The sequence below is a fragment of the Pseudomonas sp. BCA17 genome (genome assembly GCF_004519405.1).
In the GTDB taxonomy this organism is placed as follows: domain Bacteria; phylum Pseudomonadota; class Gammaproteobacteria; order Pseudomonadales; family Pseudomonadaceae; genus Aquipseudomonas.
Map to the genome: position 1 here is coordinate 609,425 of NZ_SGWI01000003.1, position 19,363 is coordinate 628,787.

18 protein-coding genes are annotated in these 19,363 nt (G+C 60.4%); 7 read left to right on the forward strand and 11 right to left on the reverse strand.

All coding sequences use genetic code 11. From position 1 onward, the window contains the following. Positions 1–83: 83 nt before the first annotated feature. From choV to EXW71_RS15365, 3 genes are all read right to left on the reverse strand, one after another. Positions 84–1,262, reverse strand: a complete 1,179-nt coding sequence (choV, locus tag EXW71_RS15355; protein ID WP_123717239.1) for a choline ABC transporter ATP-binding protein — start codon at positions 1,260–1,262, stop codon at positions 84–86. Beyond that, positions 1,259–2,104: a choline ABC transporter permease subunit gene (gene choW / locus EXW71_RS15360; protein ID WP_017139374.1), complete on the reverse strand. Its 846-nt coding sequence runs from the start codon at positions 2,102–2,104 to the stop codon at positions 1,259–1,261. Before choW ends, choV begins: the two co-directional genes overlap by 4 nt. A gap of 69 nt (positions 2,105–2,173) precedes the next feature. Then, on the reverse strand, positions 2,174–3,121 hold the full coding sequence (locus EXW71_RS15365) for a choline ABC transporter substrate-binding protein (RefSeq protein ID WP_123717240.1): 948 nt from the start codon (positions 3,119–3,121) through the stop codon (positions 2,174–2,176). A gap of 415 nt (positions 3,122–3,536) precedes the next feature. Between EXW71_RS15365 and EXW71_RS15370 the strand changes: the two genes are divergently transcribed. Continuing rightward, positions 3,537–4,913, forward strand: coding sequence for an L-serine ammonia-lyase (locus tag EXW71_RS15370; protein WP_134659090.1), 1,377 nt, complete (start codon positions 3,537–3,539; stop codon positions 4,911–4,913). A 502-nt stretch (positions 4,914–5,415) separates the two neighbouring features. Next, the gene (locus tag EXW71_RS15375; RefSeq protein WP_060753382.1) at positions 5,416–6,519 is read left to right on the forward strand and encodes a GlxA family transcriptional regulator; all 1,104 of its coding nucleotides are present in this window, start codon (positions 5,416–5,418) and stop codon (positions 6,517–6,519) included. A 104-nt stretch (positions 6,520–6,623) separates the two neighbouring features. On the opposite strand, the gene EXW71_RS15380 is transcribed toward EXW71_RS15375, so the two are convergent. The 6 genes from EXW71_RS15380 to EXW71_RS15405 all read right to left on the reverse strand — a co-directional run bounded on the left by EXW71_RS15380 (position 6,624) and on the right by EXW71_RS15405 (position 12,055). Then, the gene (locus EXW71_RS15380; RefSeq protein WP_028618238.1) at positions 6,624–6,887 is read right to left on the reverse strand and encodes a hypothetical protein; all 264 of its coding nucleotides are present in this window, start codon (positions 6,885–6,887) and stop codon (positions 6,624–6,626) included. Between the two features lie 489 nt (positions 6,888–7,376). Then, a complete protein-coding gene (locus tag EXW71_RS15385) occupies positions 7,377–8,534 on the reverse strand; it encodes a gamma-butyrobetaine dioxygenase (RefSeq protein ID WP_134659088.1) in 1,158 nt (385 codons plus the stop codon). 26 nt (positions 8,535–8,560) lie between these two features. Continuing rightward, positions 8,561–9,037, reverse strand: coding sequence for a thioesterase family protein (locus EXW71_RS15390; RefSeq protein WP_134659086.1), 477 nt, complete (start codon positions 9,035–9,037; stop codon positions 8,561–8,563). A 61-nt stretch (positions 9,038–9,098) separates the two neighbouring features. Continuing rightward, positions 9,099–10,064, reverse strand: coding sequence for an L-carnitine dehydrogenase (locus EXW71_RS15395; protein WP_134659084.1), 966 nt, complete (start codon positions 10,062–10,064; stop codon positions 9,099–9,101). A gap of 81 nt (positions 10,065–10,145) precedes the next feature. Further along, positions 10,146–11,033 carry a 3-keto-5-aminohexanoate cleavage protein gene (locus EXW71_RS15400; protein WP_134659082.1) on the reverse strand — a complete coding sequence of 296 codons (888 nt, stop codon included), beginning with the start codon at positions 11,031–11,033 and terminating at the stop codon, positions 10,146–10,148. 77 nt (positions 11,034–11,110) lie between these two features. Continuing rightward, positions 11,111–12,055, reverse strand: a complete 945-nt coding sequence (locus EXW71_RS15405) for a choline ABC transporter substrate-binding protein (RefSeq protein ID WP_123717245.1) — start codon at positions 12,053–12,055, stop codon at positions 11,111–11,113. Between the two features lie 193 nt (positions 12,056–12,248). On the opposite strand from EXW71_RS15405, the gene EXW71_RS15410 reads away from it, so the two are divergent. Together EXW71_RS15410 and EXW71_RS15415 are read left to right on the forward strand one after the other, a co-directional pair. Further along, positions 12,249–13,193 (forward strand): GlxA family transcriptional regulator, encoded by a 945-nt coding sequence (locus tag EXW71_RS15410; RefSeq protein ID WP_167659689.1) that lies wholly within the window; start codon positions 12,249–12,251, stop codon positions 13,191–13,193. 68 nt (positions 13,194–13,261) lie between these two features. Next, the gene (locus EXW71_RS15415) at positions 13,262–14,440 is read left to right on the forward strand and encodes an AAA family ATPase (protein ID WP_134659080.1); all 1,179 of its coding nucleotides are present in this window, start codon (positions 13,262–13,264) and stop codon (positions 14,438–14,440) included. 122 nt (positions 14,441–14,562) lie between these two features. On the opposite strand, the gene EXW71_RS15420 is transcribed toward EXW71_RS15415, so the two are convergent. Next, a complete protein-coding gene (locus tag EXW71_RS15420) occupies positions 14,563–14,979 on the reverse strand; it encodes a DUF3010 family protein (RefSeq protein WP_123717247.1) in 417 nt (138 codons plus the stop codon). A 40-nt stretch (positions 14,980–15,019) separates the two neighbouring features. After that, positions 15,020–15,421 (reverse strand): lysozyme inhibitor LprI family protein, encoded by a 402-nt coding sequence (locus EXW71_RS15425; protein WP_123717248.1) that lies wholly within the window; start codon positions 15,419–15,421, stop codon positions 15,020–15,022. 217 nt (positions 15,422–15,638) lie between these two features. On the opposite strand from EXW71_RS15425, the gene EXW71_RS15430 reads away from it, so the two are divergent. From EXW71_RS15430 to dgcA, 3 genes are all read left to right on the forward strand, one after another. Further along, on the forward strand, positions 15,639–16,616 hold the full coding sequence (locus EXW71_RS15430; RefSeq protein WP_060753372.1) for a dipeptidase: 978 nt from the start codon (positions 15,639–15,641) through the stop codon (positions 16,614–16,616). Positions 16,617–16,693: 77 nt separating this feature from the next. Beyond that, positions 16,694–17,224, forward strand: a complete 531-nt coding sequence (locus EXW71_RS15435) for a DUF5943 domain-containing protein (protein WP_008083165.1) — start codon at positions 16,694–16,696, stop codon at positions 17,222–17,224. Between the two features lie 15 nt (positions 17,225–17,239). Then, positions 17,240–19,300 carry a dimethylglycine demethylation protein DgcA gene (dgcA, locus tag EXW71_RS15440; RefSeq protein WP_123717249.1) on the forward strand — a complete coding sequence of 687 codons (2,061 nt, stop codon included), beginning with the start codon at positions 17,240–17,242 and terminating at the stop codon, positions 19,298–19,300. Positions 19,301–19,363 lie beyond the last annotated feature (63 nt).

The window sequence follows — 19,363 nt, forward strand, 5'->3', positions numbered from 1 at the left end:
AGTGGTGTGTCAGTCAGTACATCTGTTACTGATACATCGCTATCGGGGGCAAGCCCCCTCCCACCGTTGTTTTGCAGTGCCTGTCAGCCCAGGTTTTTGCCCAGCAGGGCATGGTAGAGCTCACTGTCGCCCAGAATCCCCACCACTTGGTTGTTGTCGTGCAACACCAGCTTGTTCCCGGTCTGGTAACGAATCTGCAGCGCATCGCGCATGCCGATGTTCGAATCCACCAGCGTCGGCACCCGGCCCAACCCTTCTACCGCTTGCCCCGGTGCCCAGTTCTGCAGGTTCAGCACCGCGCCATTCTGGCGTGCACCCTTGATGGTGTTGCCTTCGGCCAGGTCCAGCCAGGAGTCGCCGCTCGGGTCCAGGCACACTGAACCGTTGATGCGCTTGCAGTTGTCCAGGGTGCGCATCAGGCTGCGGCCGCACAGCACGTTCAGCGGGTTGGTATGAGCCACGAAGGTGCGCACGTAGTCATCCGCCGGATTCAGCACAATCTCTTCCGGCACGCTGTACTGGATGATCTTGCCGTCTTTCATGATCGCGATACGGCTGCCCAGTTTGAGCGCCTCATCCAGGTCGTGGCTGACGAACACGATGGTCTTGCTCAGCTTGCGTTGCAGTTCCAGCAGCTCATCTTGCAGACCCTGGCGAATCAACGGGTCAAGAGCGGAGAACGGTTCGTCCATCAGCAGGATATCGGCGTCCATCGCCAGCGCGCGGGCCAGGCCGACGCGTTGCTGCATGCCACCGGACAGCTCGTCGGGCTTCTTGTTGCGCCATTGGCTCAGGCCCACCAGTTCCAGCTTGTCGTCGACCAGCTTGCGTCGGTCTTTCTCCGGGCGGCCCTGCATCTCGAGGCCGAAGCTGATGTTCTCGCGCACGGTCAGCCAGGGCATCAGTGCGAATTTCTGGAACACCATGGCGATGCGCTTGGTGCGCATCATTTTCAGCTCCGCAGGTGTGCAGGACGCGATATCGATCTGGCGTCCTTCATGCTCCACAAACAGCTGGCCACGGCTCACGGTATTGAGGCCGTTGATGCAGCGCAGCAAGCTCGACTTGCCGGAGCCTGACAGGCCCATCAGCACGCAGATCTCGCCTTTCTCGATGTCCAGGCTGGCTTTTTCAACGCCGACAATCTGCCCGGTCTTTTTCAGGATCTCGTTACGGCTCATGCCCTGATCCAGCAGCTTGAGCGCTTCGCGTGGGTCTTTGGAGAAGATCACGTCGACCTTGTCGAATCGGATAATGCTCATGCATCACCCCCTACTTTAGCGTCGGGTTGTTTGCAGATACGGTCGAGCATGATGGCCAGCAATACGATCGCCAGGCCCGCTTCAAAGCCCAGGGCAATGTCGGCGGTATTCAGCGCGTTGACCACCGGTTTACCGAGACCGTCGGCGCCTACCAGGGCCGCGATCACCACCATCGACAACGACAGCATGATGCATTGGGTAATGCCGGCGGCAATGCTCGGCATGGCGTGGGGCAGTTCAATGCGCGACAGCAACTGGCGGCGCGAGCAGCCAAAGGCCTTGCCCGCGTCCATCAACTCTTGGGGTACGTCGCGGATACCCAGATAGGTCAGGCGGATAGGCGCGGCAATCGCGAACACCACCGTGGAGATCAAGCCGGGCACCACACCCAGCCCGAAGAGGGTCAGGGTCGGGATGAGGTAGACGAAGGTCGGAACGGTCTGCATCAGATCGAGTACCGGCCGCATCATGGTGTAGAACAGCGGTTTGTGCGCGGCAACAATGCCCAGCGGCACACCGATGACCACGCAGACCAGCGTGGCGAACAGCACCTGCGCGAGGGTTTCCATGGTTTCCTGCCAGTACCCCAGGTTCAGGATCAGCAGGAAGGAGGCGATGACAAAAACGGTCAGGCCCCATTTGCGTTGAATAAAGTGAGCGAGTAGCGCAATCAGACCGATCAATGCCAGCGGATTGAACCAGGTCAGCGCAAACGTCACGCCGTGGATCATCGTTTCCAGTGTCGATGCGATTGCGTCGAAATAGTTGGCGCCATGTTTGGTCAACCATTCGACGAAGGCAGCGATGTACTGGCCTAGTGGGATTTTCTGTTCAGTCAGCATGGTAGTGAATGTCCACATGCGAAAGGGAAAACATCCCGGGCCAGCGCACCGGCCCGGGGTCAGCGATTACTACTTGGCGAGATAAGCTTTCACGGCCTCCAGACCTGGTTTGCCATCCACAGTGGTCACACCGGCAAGCCAGGTTTCGAGCACTTGCGGGTTCTTCTGCAGCCAGGCCTTGGCGGCAGCGTCGGGCTTCATTTTGTCGTCCAGGACGTTGCCCATCAGCGAGCTTTCCATGTTCAGGGTGAACGACAGGTTTTTCAGCAACTGACCGACGTTGCTGCATTCCTGGGTGTAGCCCTTGCGGGTGTTGGTATAGATGGTCGCCTGACCGTAGTTGGGGCCGAATGAGTCATCACCCCCGGTCAGGTACTTGATCTTGAAGCGGGTGTTCATCGGATGCGGTTCCCAGCCGAGGAACACGATGGCCTGGCCGCGCTTGGTGGCGCGTTCGACCTGGGAGAGCATTCCGGCTTCGCTGGATTCCACGACCTTGAAGCCCGCGTCCTTCAAACCAAACTGGTTCTTGTCGATCACGGTCTGGATGGTGCGGTTGCCGTCGTTGCCCGGTTCGATGCCGTAGATCTTGCCACCCAGCTCATCCTTGAATTTGGCGATATCGGCGAAGTCTTTCAGGCCCTTGTTGTACAGCTCTTCGGGCACCGCCAGGGTGTATTTGGCGTTTTCCAGGTTGGCGCGCACGGTTTCCACGGTGCCGGCATCACGGTACTGCTTGATGTCGTTTTCCATGGTCGGCATCCAGTTGCCGAGGAAGATATCCATGTTTTTGCCGTCGGCCAGGGACTTGTAGGTCACCGGCACCGAAATCATCGTGGTGCGCGGCTTGTAGCCCAGGCCCTTGAGGATTTCGCTGGTGGTCGCGGTAGTGACGGTGATGTCGGTCCAGCCGACATCGGAGAAGTTGACGGTCTGACATTGTGCCGGTTCTGCCGCGTGCGCCAGGACTGGCAGACTCAGCATGGCGGCCAACAACAACGAGGGTGAAGCTTTCATGGGGCTAGACTCCTGTGTTTTTTCTGACGGCATTCGCCGCGCTTTATAAGGGTTGCGGTTGGAGCGTGCTTTGAGGCGGCGCCACGGGGCCTTGCAAACGAGTCGAGACTGATCATGTACCAGTGAAAATCTGACGCCTACAGGGCGCGTCGTATCCAGTACAGGGAGGGTCGTATCCAGTGTCGGTGACGTCGCTTACAGATTTTTTAAGCCTCAAATCCAGGGTTTCCAGCGATCTGCACCGCAAAAAACGGCCAAAACGGCCCGTTGCCCGGGGGCGGCGCTGGTGAGCATGGGTACGTCGGTGTGAGACGCCGTGGGCGGCAAAAAAAGCTTGATGATGCCGCCATTCAGGCGACTTGAGCGTAGCAGCTCCTGGTCGCCCGGCCTGTGCTCATCTGGAGGTTCCACGGCAATGGCTATCAGCGTTTTCGACCTGTTCAAGATCGGCATCGGGCCTTCGAGTTCTCATACCGTCGGCCCCATGCGCGCCGCGGCGTTGTTTGTTCAAGCATTACGTGAGCGTGACTTGCTGGAGCATGTGCGGCGCGTCGAGGTTCAACTCTACGGTTCGTTGTCGGCCACCGGCATCGGTCACGGCAGCGACACCGCCACGATCATGGGGTTGATGGGCGAATGGCCCGACGCAATCGACCCGTCGCAAATCGGTTTGCGCATCCATACCCTGCGCGAAACCGACACCCTGTTGCTCGACGGACGCCTGCCGGTGCCTTTCATCTGGGCCCGCGACATGCGCCTGCTGGACGAAAACCTGCCGTTCCATCCCAACGCCATGACGTTGGTCGTGTTCGGCGATGACGGCGAGTTGTACCGCGACACCTACTATTCCGTCGGTGGCGGTTTTGTGGTGGACGAAGCCCAGGCGCAAAGCGGTGTGGCCGATATGGATCGCACCGAACTGCCCTATGATTTTTCCAGCGCGGTAGAGCTGTTGCAGTTGTGCAAGACCCACAACCTGCGCGTGGCCGAGTTGATGATGGCCAATGAAAAGGTCTGGCGCTCGGAAGAGGAGATCCGCAGCGGCCTGATGAAGCTTTGGAGTGCCATGCAAGACTGCGTGGAGCAGGGCCTCAAGCACGAAGGCATCTTGCCCGGGGGCCTCAACGTGCGTCGCCGCGCCGCCAAGCTGCACCGCAGTTTGCAGGAGTTGAACAAACCCAATGTGATCGGCTCGACCTTGAGCGCCATGGAATGGGTCAACCTGTTCGCCCTGGCGGTCAATGAAGAAAACGCCGCCGGTGGGCGCATGGTCACCGCACCCACCAACGGCGCGGCGGGCATCATCCCGGCGGTGCTGCACTACTTTATGAAGTTCAGCGAAGAGGTCACCGAAGCCAACGTGGTCGACTATTTGCTCGGCGCGGCGGCGGTGGGGATTTTGTGTAAAAAGAACGCGTCGATCTCCGGTGCTGAAGTTGGTTGCCAGGGCGAGGTCGGTTCGGCCTGTGCCATGGCGGCTGCCGGTTTGGCCGAGATCCTTGGCGCCACGCCGGAACAGCTGTGCAACGCGGCTGAAATCGGCCTGGAGCACAACCTCGGCCTGACCTGCGACCCGGTGGGTGGGTTGGTGCAAGTGCCGTGCATCGAGCGCAATGCGATTGCGGCAGTGAAGGCGATCAACGCCGCGCAGATGGCCCTGCGTGGTGACGGCCAGCACTTTATCTCCCTGGACCGGGTGATCCGCACCATGCGCGATACCGGCGCGGATATGCATGACAAGTACAAAGAGACGTCGCGGGGTGGGTTGGCGGTCAGCGCGGTTGAGTGCTGACCTGCCTTTGTGGCGAGGGAGCTTGCTCCCGTTGGGCTGCGTAGCGGCCCAAAATCTTGGGAGCGCTTCGCACGCCAGCGGGAGCAAGCTCCCTCGCCACAAAGGATCGACATTGCTCATAAATTGAACACCCTAATCCAAAAGCGCCACCTTTTAGCGCGTCGCAAACAGATAAGTAGCTCCCAAACGATTTTTCGCCCAACAGACCCTTCCCTGTGCTTTGGGTGACAGACTTTCCCTACGCTCTCAAAGCGCCTTCCCACAAGTGCTACCTATCTGCTCACACGCCTTGAGCGGGCTCGCTCCTACGGCCATATCCGCGCTTCCTGCATGGGCTTGTTTAGACAGGTCATGAGGTCGTTTTTAGGAGTTATTGGACGGCCATTCAACTTTAGGCATGGCATTTGCTCTATCAAATCCAAAGCCTCTCCTGCCCAGGACGAGTGCAATAACAAGAGCCTCGCCTGAGGCCATCACCCGCTTTGTGTGAGGAGATACCGCGATGACGTCGTTCAACTCCGGGGCCCAACCCCAGAACCGTGCGCCTCAATCCATCGGCTTTTTGCTGCTGGACAATTTCACGCTGATTTCCCTGGCTTCGGCAGTGGAACCCCTGCGTATGGCCAACCAGCTGTCCGGCCGCGAGCTGTATCGCTGGACAACCCTGAGTGTCGACGGAAACCAGGTATGGGCCAGCGACGGTCTGCAAATCACCCCCGATGCCGCCATGCACAAAGCCCCGGCCCTGGACACTGTAATTGTGTGCGGTGGCGTGGGTATCCAACGTACCGTCACCCGTGAACACGTGTCGTGGCTGCAGAGCCAGGCGCGCCAGTCCCGCCGCCTTGGCGCGGTGTGCACCGGCAGTTGGGCACTGGCTTGCGCCGGTTTGCTCGACGGTTTCGATTGCAGCGTGCATTGGGAATGCCTGGCGTCGATGCAGGAAGCCTTTCCCCGTGTGTCGATGAGCACCCGCTTGTTCACCCTCGACCGTAACCGTTTCACCAGCTCCGGCGGTACCGCACCGCTGGATATGATGCTGCACCTGATCAGCCGCGACCACGGCCGTGAATTGTCGGCCGCCATCTCCGAAATGTTTGTGTATGAACGCATCCGCAACGAACAGGACCACCAGCGTGTGCCGCTCAAGCACATGCTCGGCACCAACCAGCCGAAGCTGCAGGAAATCGTCGCGCTGATGGAGGCCAACCTGGAGGAGCCGATCGACCTGGATGAACTGGCGGTATATGTCGCCGTGTCCCGTCGCCAGCTGGAGCGCCTGTTCCAGAAATACCTGCACTGCTCGCCGTCGCGCTACTACCTCAAGCTGCGCCTGATCCGTGCGCGGCAGTTGCTCAAGCAGACACCGATGTCGATCATCGAAGTGGCCTCGGTGTGCGGGTTCGTCTCCACGCCGCACTTCTCCAAGTGCTATCGCGAGTATTTCGGCATTCCGCCACGGGATGAGCGTGTGGGCTCCAACACCACCCAACAGGTGGCGATGATGCCGATTCCGCAGGCGCTGGTGTTGTCGCCGTTGTCGGGGCCTATGTCGGCATTGAGCCAGGCGCGGAACGAGTCGACTTTCGCCAGTGTAAGGCTCTAGGCCGAGGCGCTTTCATCGCAAGCAAGCCCTCTCCCACATTTCACGATTCAAATGTGGAAGAGGCGGCGCGACGGTTCGACGTGCCCCGATAGCGGTGCGGTGTATCAGGCGCCCGAGTTCTGTTTGAACTGCACCAGAGCCGGCAACAACTGCTTGTCGATCGCCTGGCGAACGGCCGGCAGAATCGTCGCGCTGCCGGTGTACATCTGTTCCACCATGCCCTTGAGTGCCTTGGCCCGCGCCGGGCTCAAACCGCGCACTGCACACTCGCAGGCTTGTTCAGCGGTGGCGCCGCTGGACACTTCAAAACCCAGCGAGCGCAGTTGGCCCAGCAGGTCATCCTGGTCAATCAAATCCGCGTGCATCATGACGTTCATCCTGGTGTAGGGAGCGGGGGTCGATTGGAATTCTGGTAGGCCGGCGACCGGTCGGCAAGGGCAGAATCCCCGAATGGCTCATATGGCTATGGGCAGGTCGTTTTCGGGTCATTTACCGATCCAAGTAATAGGCACACTGGATACCAGGCACGCACCTTGAAGGTTTGGTCACCCTCGGGATGTCACGCTCACACCAAGCGCTCTGCCCCGATCCAGTCACGGCTGGACCGGGGCTTTTTTTTGCCTGAGATTGTGGAGGGCCGTACCGGGGGCTTGTCCTAACGCCAGTCAGTTAAGGGTGAACGCTGTATGTGTGGCGAGGGAGCTTGCTCCCGTTGGGGCGCGAAGCGGCCCCGCTCTTTGTTTACAAAGCATGGGACTGCTGCGCAGTCCAACGGGAGCAAGCTCCCTCGCCACAGGTTACTTTTCAGTCTTTTTAACTGCTGCATCAGGGCTTGCCCCCGATGGCCGCACCGCGGTCTAGCGCTGCAACACCAGAATCCGCGAGAGCAGCTCATCCCGGTCGATGTAGCACCCTTGAAAATGCCGCGCCCCGGAGGCGGGATCAAACGCATTGCGCGCATGCAAGGTGCGGCGGTTATCGAAGCACCACAATTCGCCCGGATTCAGGCGCCTGACCAGGCGAAAGCGCGCCTCGCGTGTCATGGCGATAAAGCGTCGATACGCGCGATACAACAACGGCATCTGTTCGACCGGCGCGTCAAACGGTCCACGCAAGAAGTTGGCCATGCGAATCTCCGCCACATCCCCCAAGGCATCCAGCGCGATAATCGGTGCGAGGCGGCGATAGTCGCTGTGCCGGTCCTTGTTGCGAAACTCCACCGGGATTTCACACAGGGCGTCAAACGCCTCGGGGTCTTCCGTGCGCAGTGTGTTGGCGATGGCAAACCCATCGACAAAAATACTCTCGCCCCCGTTCGCATCGTTCATCAGGCAATGCAGAAATTGCAGCCCAGGTTGCAACTCCCGGGTCGGCAAATCGCTGTGCAGCGGCAGGTTGAAAGCGGTGTAGGCGTTGCTGTCGGCATCGGCCTTGGATTGCACGTTGAACAGCACGCCGAAGTTGCTCTCGCGGATAAACGAAATACGGTGGGCGATCAGCGCCAGGGCACCCGGCTCGGTGGGCACGCCGCGGATTTGCGTCAGGCCGGTGTCGCGTAACGCCAACAGCCATTGCAGCAATGCATCGGGGGCTTCCATCACCGCCGCGTAATCGAATACCGGCAGGCTCAAGGTATGGTCCCACAACCGCGATTGAGGCTTTGCCGCACGCCGTTCGGCGCGTGACTCATCGTCGTAGGCATGCGCCCGCAACCAGCCGGGATCGTATTGGCTGCGATGGCCGCCGCTCCACGCCACGCTCAGAAAGCCCTGGTCGATACGGGCATCGATGGCGCTGAGATGTTCATCCACATCGACGATTTCCAGCACCTGCTCGCGGGTCACGCTGTACACGCACGCTGCACAAGGGCAGTTATCCCGCAGCCATTGATGATGAAACGGGCTGACCCGCCCATCGGCCCAGCGCACGCGAATCTGATCGTCCAGCAACTGCGCCTCGGCGAGGTCACAGATTTTCGGGTAAGTGCGGAAATCGGCAACAGCGGCGGTTTGCATGGTGGCTCCTGAATTATTTTGGCGGGCTATTTTTTTGGAGGCAGGCCAATCACTCGGCCGAGCAGGGAAGGGCGTGGCAGGTCGGCCTGCTCTGCGGTAATGGCGACGAGTCTTTCCAACGTGGCGTCGGTAAACGGTGTTGAATGCGGGCCGGCAAGGTCGACGTGCAGCAGCATCTGCTCATTGCCCGCCAGCTCCTTTTCATCGTTGACCAGATGCAGGCTGTGATAGAGGTGCAGGCGCTTGGCATCAAAGGCGATCAGTTGCGTACGCACCTGCACCTCGGCGCCGAGTTTTACTTCGTGCAGGTAGTTCAGGTGCAGCTCCAGGGTGAACAGCGAATGGCCGCTGGCTTCGCGGTTTTCACTGTCGAGGCCCAGGGTGTCCATCAGCGCATCGGTGGCGTAGCTGAAAATCAGCAGGTAAAACGCATCGCGCAGGTGGCCGTTGTAGTCCACCCACTCCGGCTGGATTCTGGTGGTGTAGGTCGTCAGTGCTGGCATGACATAAATCCCGGGTCTGTGCTCGGACAAAAGTGAGGGAGGGGCACCCCTCCCACATAGGTTATTCGGCGAAGGTCATGCCGTGCTTGGCCTTGGTGGTTTTCACTGCTTCCAGTACGGCGAGCAGGCAGTCATCACGATAGCGCTCCAGCGCCGAAATGCTGTGTCTACCCAACTGGTCGCTGGTGCCGTCGACCACGTCGTCGATCAATTTGTCGGTCAGCTCCGGCGCCGGCAGATACGTCCAGGGCAACTGCAATGCCGGTCCGAATTGCGCCATGAAGTGCCGCATCCCGGCATCGCCGCCCGCCAGGGTATAGGTCAGGAACGTGCCCATGAACGACCAGCGCAAGCCCGCGCCAAAACGAATCGCGTCGTCAATTTCGCCGGTGGTGGCCACACCGTCATTCACCAGGTGCAGCGCCTCACGCCACAACGCTTCAAGCAGGCGGTCGGCGATAAAGCCGGGGACTTCCTTGCGTACATGCAGCGGGCGCATGCCAAGGGATTCGTACACGTTGATCGCGGCTTGAATAGCCTCCGGCGCGGTGTGCTTGCCGCCTACCACTTCCACCAGCGGCAGCAGGTAAACCGGGTTGAACGGGTGGCCGACCACGCAGCGTTCCGGGTGGGTCGAGCCTTCATAGAACTCGCTGGGCAGCAGGCCGGAAGTGCTCGAACCGATCAATGCATTCGGCTTGGCCGCCGCGCTGATCTTGCTGTGCAACTCCAGCTTCAGCTCCAACCTTTCCGGGGCGCTTTCCTGGATGAAGTCGGCGTCTTTCACACATTCTTCAATGGTGGAAACAAAGCGCAGGCGGTCCTGGGATGCACACGGTGCCAGGCCCTGTTTTTCCAGGGCGCCCCAGGCGTTGGCGACACGCTTGCGCAAGGCGGCTTCCGCGCCGGGCGCCGGGTCCCAGGCGATCACGTCCAGGCCGTGGGCGAGGGCGCGGGATACCCAGCCGCTGCCGATGACACCGCTGCCCAGGGCGGCGAAAGTTTTGATTTCAGTGATAAAGCTCATGGCACATTCCTGAAGAGTTCGCTGATCCCTGTGGGAGAGGCTTACTCCCTCCCACATTGTTGATTCGGTTACGGCCGGGGGTTAACCGCGCTGGATCAGGCCCATCTTCACGCGGCCTTCTGCCGGGGTCAGGACCCGTGCACCCAGGCGGCTGAGGATTTCACCGGCGCGTTCTACCAGTTGGCCATTGGTGGCGAGCACGCCTTTGTCCAGCCACAGGTTGTCTTCCAGGCCAACCCGCACATTGCCGCCCAGCAGCACCGCTTGCGCCGCCATTGGCATTTGCATGCGGCCGATACCGAAGCCGGCCCACACCGCGTCGGCGGGCAGGTTGTCGACCATGGCCTTCATGGTGGTGGTGTCGGCCGGTGCGCCCCATGGGATGCCCAGGCACAGTTGAAACAGCGGGTTGTCGAGCAGGCCTTCCTTGATCATCTGCTTGGCGAACCACAGGTGGCCGGTGTCGAAGATTTCCAGTTCGGCCTTTACGCCCAGTTCCTGGATGCGTTTGGCGCCTGCGCGCAGTTGCGCCGGGGTGGACACGTAAATAGTGTCGCCATCGCCGAAGTTCAGGGTGCCGCAATCCAGGGTGCAGATCTCCGGCAGCAGTTCCTCCACATGGGCCAGGCGGGTCAATGGGCCGACCAGGTCAGTGTTGGGGCCGAACTCCATTGGGTTTTCGCCGGCGCCGATTTCCAGGTCGCCGCCCATGCCGGCGGTGAGGTTGACGATGATGTCGATGTCGGCCTCACGGATGCGCTCCATCACTTCGCGGTACAGCGCGACGTCGCGGCTGAACTTGCCGGTGTGCGGGTCACGGACGTGGCAGTGCACTACGGTGGCGCCGGCCTTGGCGGCTTCAACGGCGGCCGCTGCGATTTGTTTGGGCGTGACCGGCACGTGTGGGCTTTTGGCGGTCGTGTCGCCAGCACCGGTGAGTGCGCAGGTGATGATGACGTCGTGGTTCATGGTGCAGTTCCTTACAGGCGGGCGTAGTGATGCCGTGCGCAGCCGGGTGTGGCTGCGTCACGGTGATTCGGGTCAGGTTATTTGCTGGTCAGCTGCAGGTTGGCGGCAGCCGGTTTGCCGTCGAAAGTGGTCACGCCCGCCAGCCAGCGCTGCTGGTCTTGCGGGTGGTCCTTGAGCCACTGTTTGGCGGACTCGATGGGGTCCTTGTGATCCAGCAGCGGCTGCATCATCCGGCTCTCGTCGGCGGCGGTGAAGGTGAGGTTGCTCAGCAGTTTATGAACGTTGGGGCACTGTTCGGCGTAGGTGGGCGACGTCACGCTCCACACCGTGGCCATGCCTTCGTTCGGGCCGAGGGCGTCGTCGCTGCCGGTGAGGTAGGTCATGGCGACGTTGACGTTCATCGGGTGCGGCGCCCAGCCGAAGAACACCACGGCTTCCTTGCGGCGTACCGCACGGTCAACGGCGGCGAGCATGCCGGCCTCACTGGATTCCACCAACTGGAATTTACCCAGGCCGAACTGGTTCTTGGCAATCATGGCCTTGATCTGGGTGTTGGCCCCCGACCCAGGCTCGATGCCATAGATCTTGCCGCCCAGCTCTTTCTCGAACTTGGCGATGTCGGCGAAGGTTTTCAGGCCCTTGTCCGCCAGGTAAGTCGGCACGGCGAGGGTGGCGCGTGCATCTTCCAGGCTGGGTTTGTCGAGCACCTTGACTTGCTTGGCGTCGATGAATGGCGTGATGGTCTGGGTCATCAGCGGGTTCCAGTACCCCAGGAACAGGTCCAGGCGCTGGTCGCGGATACCGGCGAAGATGATTTGCTGGGAGGCGCTGGTTTGTTTGGTCTTGTAGCCGAGGCCATCGAGCAGCACTTGGGTCATGGCACTGGTGGCGATTACGTCGGTCCAGTTCACCACGCCCATGCGCACGTTCTGGCAAGACGCTGCGTCGGCAGCCATTACGTTCGTGCTCAAGATGGCGCTGGCGCTGAGTGCAAGCACGCAGCGGCTGATCAGTCGGTTCATGGTGGTTCCCTCGGCAGGTCGTTATTGTGGGTTCCGGCGTCTTTGTGCGCCGTGAGCCCAAGTTACGCAAGCCAGGGGGCGGCAAAGCGCACGGCGGCGACCAGCTCTTGCACTGCAGCGACCTGCCCCCTTGAATCCGCCCATGAACGGGAGTATCACAGTGCCACGCTGCCCGTATGACGAGTGCGCCACCATGTCCCAGGATTTCTACTTTTTGCTGATGCCAGGTTTCTCGGCCATTGGCTTTATCTCCGCGCTGGAGCCCCTGCGGGTGGCCAACCGTTTTCGTGGCGAGCTGTACCGCTGGCACGTGTTGAGTGCCGATGGCGGCGCAGTGCTGGCGAGCAATGGCATGTCGGTCAATGCCGACGCTGCGCTGGAGCCGCTGAAAAAAGGCGCGACGTTGCTGGTGGTCGCCGGCTTTGAACCGTTGCAGTTCGCCACGCCTGCACTGGAGCACTGGCTGCGCCGTCTCGACCACGATGGAGTGACCCTTGGCGCTATCGATACCGGTGCCTGCGTGCTCGCTGAAGCTGGCCTGCTCGACGGCCATCGCCTGACCCTGCACTGGGAAGCCATCGACGCCTTCAAGGAATCGTATCCACACTTGAGCGTGACCCAGGAATTGTTCGAAATTGACCGGCGCCGCATCACCTGCGCCGGTGGCACGGCCTCCATCGACCTGATGCTCGACCTGATCGCGCAGGCCCACGGCCCGGAGCTGGCGATTCAGGTCTCCGAACAGTTCGTGCTCGGCCGTATCCGTCCACGCAAAGACCACCAGCGCATGCAGATCGCCACGCGCTACGGCATCAACAACAAGAAGCTGGTGCAAGTGATCGGCGAGATGGAGCAGCACACCGAGCCGCCGCTGAGCACCCTGGCCCTGGCCGAGGCGATCAAGGTGACCCGGCGGCAGCTGGAGCGGCTGTTTCGCCTGCACTTGAATGATACGCCGAGCAACTTCTACCTCGGTCTACGCCTGGAAAAGGCCCGGCAACTGTTGCGCCAGAGCGATATGAGCGTGCTGGAAGTGAGCATTGCCTGTGGGTTTGAGTCACCGTCGTATTTCACCCGCAGTTACCGCGCGCGGTTTGCGAAGTGCCCGCGGGAGGATCGGCGACGGGAGGTGGTTTGACGGGCAATTATAGTAATTTATACTCGTTACTATAATTTATAGCCTAATCAATAATTGAGTATAAAAGCATGTCCAAGAACAGCGGCTTTGTGTTTCGCCGCCCCGCCCTGGCAAGCAGCATAGCCGACGGTTTGGTGGGGGCGGGTATTCAGGACTTCACGTCGGGCCTGTTCCTCGCAGCACCCCGGCGCACCGGGAAAAGCACTTTTTTGCGTGAAGACCTGATTCCCGAGTGTCAACTGCGGGGTTGGCTGACCGTCTACGTCGATCTGTGGGCCGACAAAGAGCAAGACCCGGCGGAGCTGATCGCCGGCGCTATCGCCGCTGCCCTGGTGCCCTACGAAAAGGGTATTCGTAAACTGGCCAAGAACATCGGGATCGAGAAGCTGAGCTTTCTGCGTACCTTGTCCTGGGACTTTACCAAGCCACAACTGCCTGTCGGTGCGACGCTGACCCAGGCCCTGGAATTACTCCACAATGCTGCGGAAAAACCCGTCGTGCTGGTGATTGACGAGGCGCAGCACGCTTTAACCAGCGAGTCGGGGATCAACGCGATGTTTGCGTTGAAGGCCGCCCGGGATCAGCTCAACCAAGGCCGTGACGAGGATGGCAGCGGTTTGCACCTGGTGTTCACCGGCTCCAACCGCGACAAGCTGGCCCATCTGGTGTTGGGTAAGAGTCAGCCGTTCTTCGGCTCCAGCATCACGCCGTTTCCGCTGCTGGGTAAAGAGTTCACCCGGGCCTACACTGCACACCTCAACGCGCACCTGGCCCAGACCAACCAATTCAACGCGGCCGATATTGATGAAGCCTTCGAGCTGGTAGGTCGACGCCCCGAGATGCTGCGCACGATCATCGGTGAAGTGGCGCTGGAGCTGGGTGAGGCGAGCAACCTCGGCCAACTGCTGCACAGTCGCGCCGAATTGCTGCGCGCGGGTGTATGGACTGAATTCGAAAGCGCCTGGAACAACCTCACCGTGCCCCAACGCGCCGTGCTGGAAGTCATGGTGGAGCGCTCTCAAAACAACGAACCTTTCGCCCCCTTCACCGACAGCACGATCACGGCCGTCAGCAAAGTGCTGGAAGACATGGGCAGTGATGTGGTGCCGGGCACCCAGACCATTCAGGCGTGTATCGATGCCCTGCGGGATAAAGAACTGGTGTGGAAGTCGAGCCGGGGTGGGTATGCCCTGGAAGACAAATCCTTCGGGGAGTGGCTGCTGCACAAGCGCCGTACACCGGCCTGAGGCAACACCCATCCAATGTGGGGGCGGGCTTGCTCGCGAATACAGTGTGTCGGTTGGCGCATTCGGTACTGACCCGCCGCATTCGCGAGCAGGCCCGCTCCCACACTGTACTTCGGTGTGACTTACTTCTTTACCAAGGCCGAACAAGCCGCTTTATAAGCTTCGTGCTGATACTTGTTCAACGTCGTCGGCAGTTCAAAGCTGTGCTTCTTGTTCTGCGCGTTGATGGTCTGCGGCGACAGCAGCGTCACCTCAACCCCGTCGAGCAACTGAAACACGCCTTCAATCTTGAACGTGGTCGGGCCACCGGCAAACTCGCCTTTCTTGCTGCGCTTCTTGATCGCGATACGGGTGATGGCGTTTTCCTGCACAAACGCCTTCACCTGGGCGGCGAACGCTTTGACGTTGGCCGCCTCGTCATCGTCTTCAAGGGCGATTTTCTTGGTGGACAGCGCGACATGGCTCAGCGCCTGGTTGCCCAGGGAGGCGACGGCGAGGATGGCTTCGCTGCCTTTGATTTCGATGCCGCAAATAGTCATGAGTGGCCTTGGTTAAGAAAGAAATAGCGCAGATTGTCGCTTATTCCTGCCCGATCGACTCCAAAAACTCCGACCGCTCATCACTCATCCGCGCCAGGCAATCATTCTGTTGAATGGCGTAGTCCTTGGTGCCCGTCACCGCCGGAAAGGTGTCCACCGCACAATCGGCGTCGCGCAGTTTTTCCCACTTCTGCTGGGCGTCCTTCAGACGAGCGGTAATGTCGGCGAGCTGCGACTTGTTGCTGCCGTAGGTCGACGCCATGCGTTCGAGCAGGCCCTGGTAGTTATCTTTGAGCAATTGCTCGGCGGTGGTTTTGTTGAAAGTGGCGCATTCCAGGGTTTGTTTGTCGTTTTCGATGCCATCGCACGGCGTGTTGTCGGTGTCTTCAGCCGCGTGGGCGGTGGTTGCGATGAGTGCCAAAGCCAGGAAAATCGATTTCATTGCGCCGTCTCATATCAGGTAATGGCCGAATTCTGGCTCAAGCGTAAGACAAAGAACAGCCGCCAGTCAGGCCTCTCTTAACAGCCTTTGTCGCGGATTGACGCTTTCGGCAATTCCCCTGTCGTTTTTGCACCCGGTTCCGTCGGCCCCTGGGCATATGCTGGCCCAAAGCGCCGGCAGACGATTCGGCGCATGAATCGCCATAAGGGGACGCCTGATGAGCCCAGCCGAATTGCACGCCGACAGCATCGTTATCGACGGGCTGATTATTGCCAAGTGGAATCGCGATCTGTTCGAGGACATGCGCAAAGGGGGCCTCACCGCCGCCAACTGCACCGTGTCGGTGTGGGAAGGCTTCCAGGCCACTATCAATAACATCGTGGCCAGCCAGACCCTGATCCGTGAGAACAGCGACCTGGTGATCCCGGTGAAAACCACCGCGGATATCCGTCGCGCCAAGGAGTTGGGCAAGACCGGCATCATCTTCGGCTTCCAGAACGCCCATGCGTTCGAAGACCAGTTGGGCTATGTCGAGATCTTCAAGCAGCTCGGCGTGGGCGTCGTGCAGATGTGCTACAACACCCAGAACCTGGTCGGCACCGGTTGCTACGAGCGCGACGGCGGCCTGTCGGGTTTTGGGCGCGAGATTGTCGGCGAGATGAACCGCGTCGGCATCATGTGCGACCTGTCCCACGTGGGCTCCAAAACGTCCGAAGAAGTCATCCTCGAATCGAAAAAGCCGGTGTGCTACTCCCACTGCCTGCCATCGGGCCTTAAAGAGCACCCGCGCAACAAATCCGATGAAGAGCTGAAGTTCATCGCCGATCACGGCGGTTTTGTCGGCGTGACCATGTTCGCGCCATTCCTGGCCAAGGGCATCGATTCGACCATCGACGACTACGCCGAAGCCATCGAATACACCATGAACATCGTCGGCGAAGACGCTATCGGTATCGGCACCGACTTCACCCAGGGGCATGGCCAGGATTTCTTCGAGATGCTGACCCATGACAAGGGCTACGCCCGCCGCCTGACCAACTTCGGCAAGATCATCAACCCGCTGGGCATCCGCACCGTGGGTGAGTTCCCCAACCTCACCGAGACCCTGCTCAAGCGCGGCCACCCTGAACGGGTAGTGCGCAAGATCATGGGCGAGAACTGGGTCAATGTCCTGAAGGACGTCTGGGGCGAATAAGCCACCGCCAACGCATCTTCTCCCTCGGCCGTTCGTGTCGGGGGAACTACACAAGAATTTTCTGGAGTTAAGTTTCCATGGCCAAGATCGCCCCGCAATTGCCAATCGAAGTCGACAGCGAAACCGGTGTCTGGACCTCCGACGCCCTGCCGATGCTGTATGTGCCGCGCCACTTCTTCGTCAACAACCACATGGGCATCGAAGAGGTGTTGGGCGCTGAAGCCTACGCCGAAATTCTCTACAAGGCCGGCTACAAGTCCGCCTGGCACTGGTGTGAAAAAGAAGCCGAGTGCCATGGCCTGGAAGGCGTCGCGGTGTTCGAACATTACATGAAGCGCCTGTCGCAACGCGGCTGGGGCCTGTTCAAGATCCAGGACATCGACCTCGACAAAGGCACCGCCAGCGTCAAGCTCGAACACTCCGCTTTCGTCTACGTGTATGGCAAGGTCGGACGCAAGGTCGACTACATGTTCACCGGCTGGTTTGCCGGCGCCATGGACCAGATCCTTGAAGCGCGTGGCAGCAAGATCCGCACTGTGGCCGAACAAGTCTACGGAGGCTCCGAAGAGGGCCACGATGATGGCTTGTTCACCGTCAAGCCGTTGTAAGCCGAGGACCGTGCCATGGCTTTCGAAGCAATGTTCCAGCCGATCCAGATCGGCAAACTGACCATCCGCAACCGCGTGCTCAGTACCGCCCACGCCGAGGTGTATGCCACCGACGGCGGGATGACCACTGACCGCTATGTGAAGTACTACGAAGAGAAAGCCAAGGGCGGTATCGGCCTGGCGATCTGCGGCGGCTCCTCGGTGGTGGCCATCGACAGCCCCCAGGAATGGTGGAGCTCGGTGAACCTGTCCACCGACCGCATCATCCCGCACTTCCAGAACCTGGCCGACGCCATGCACAAGCATGGCGCCAAGATCATGATCCAGATTACCCACATGGGTCGTCGCTCCCGCTGGGACGGCTTCAACTGGCCGACCTTGATGTCGCCGTCCGGCGTGCGTGAGCCGGTGCACCGTGCCACCTGCAAAACCATCGAGCCGGAAGAAATCTGGCGCGTGATCGGCAACTACGCCCAGGCTGCGCGTCGCGCGAAGGCCGGTGGCCTGGACGGGGTGGAACTGTCCGCCGTGCACCAGCACATGATCGACCAGTTCTGGAGCCCACGGGTCAACAAGCGTACCGACGAATGGGGCGGCACCTTTGAGGGCCGCATGAAATTCGGCCTGGAAGTGTTGAAAGCCGTGCGTGCCGAGGTAGGTGACGACTTCTGCGTAGGCATGCGCCTGTGCGGTGACGAGTTCCACCCGGATGGCCTGTCCCACGAGGACATGAAACAGATCGCCAAGTATTACGACGACACCGGCATGCTCGATTTCATCGGCGTGGTGGGGTCGGGGTGCGACACCCATAACACCCTGGCCAACGTGATCCCGAACATGAGTTATCCACCGGAGCCGTTCCTGCACTTGGCTGCCGGTATCAAGGAAGTGGTCAAGGTCCCGGTGCTGCACGCGCAGAACATCAAGGACCCGAACCAGGCCACGCGCATCCTTGAAGGCGGTTATGTGGACATGGTCGGCATGACCCGTGCGCATATCGCCGACCCGCACCTGATCGCCAAGATCAAGATGGGCCAGATCGACCAGATCAAACAATGCGTGGGCGCCAACTACTGCATCGACCGCCAGTACCAGGGCCTGGACGTGCTGTGTATCCAGAACGCCGCGACCTCCCGTGAATACATGGGCGTGCCGCACATCATCGAGAAATCCACCGGGCCCAAACGCAAAGTCGTGGTGGTCGGCGCCGGCCCTGCCGGGATGGAAGCGGCACGGGTTGCCGCCGAGCGTGGCCACGACGTGACCCTGTTCGAGAAAAAAGAATTCATCGGCGGGCAGATCACGACGGCCTCCAAGGCACCGCAGCGCGACCAGATCGCTGGCATCACCCGCTGGTACCAGTTGGAGCTGGCGCGCTTGAAAGTCGACCTGCGCCTGGGGGTGGCGGCCGATGCCGACACCATCCTCGACCTGCGTCCCGATGTGGTCGTGCTGGCAGTGGGTGGGCAGCCGAACGTGGAGCAGAACGAACACTGGGGCGCCGCAGAAGGCTTGATAGTGAGCAGCTGGGACGTGCTCGACGGCAAAGTCGCACCGGGCAAGAACGTGTTGGTCTACGACACCATCTGCGAGTTCACCGGCATGTCGGTGGCGGACTTCCTCGCGGACAAAGGCAGCCAGGTCGAGATCGTCACCGACGACATCAAGCCGGGCGTGGCCATCGGTGGTACGTCGTTCCCGACCTACTACCGCAGCATGTACCCCAAGGAAGTGATCATGACCGGCGACATGATGCTGGAAAAGGTCTACCGCGAGGGCGACAAGTTGGTGGCGGTGCTGGAGAACGAATACACCGGTGCCAAAGAGGAGCGGGTGGTGGACCAGGTGGTCGTCGAGAACGGCGTGCGCCCTGACGAAGCGATCTACTACGCGCTGAAGGAAGGTTCGCGCAACAAGGGGCAGATCGACGTCGAAGCGCTGTTCGCAATCAAGCCGCAGCCCATCTTGAGTGAGCCGGGTGATGGGTACTTGCTGTTCCGCATCGGTGACTGTGTGGCCCAGCGCAACACCCACGCCGCGATCTATGACGCCCTGCGCCTGTGCAAGGATTTCTAAGTCGACACTGAACCAAAGTGGACTCGGTTTAAATGTGGGAGGGGGCTCGCCCCCGATAGCGAT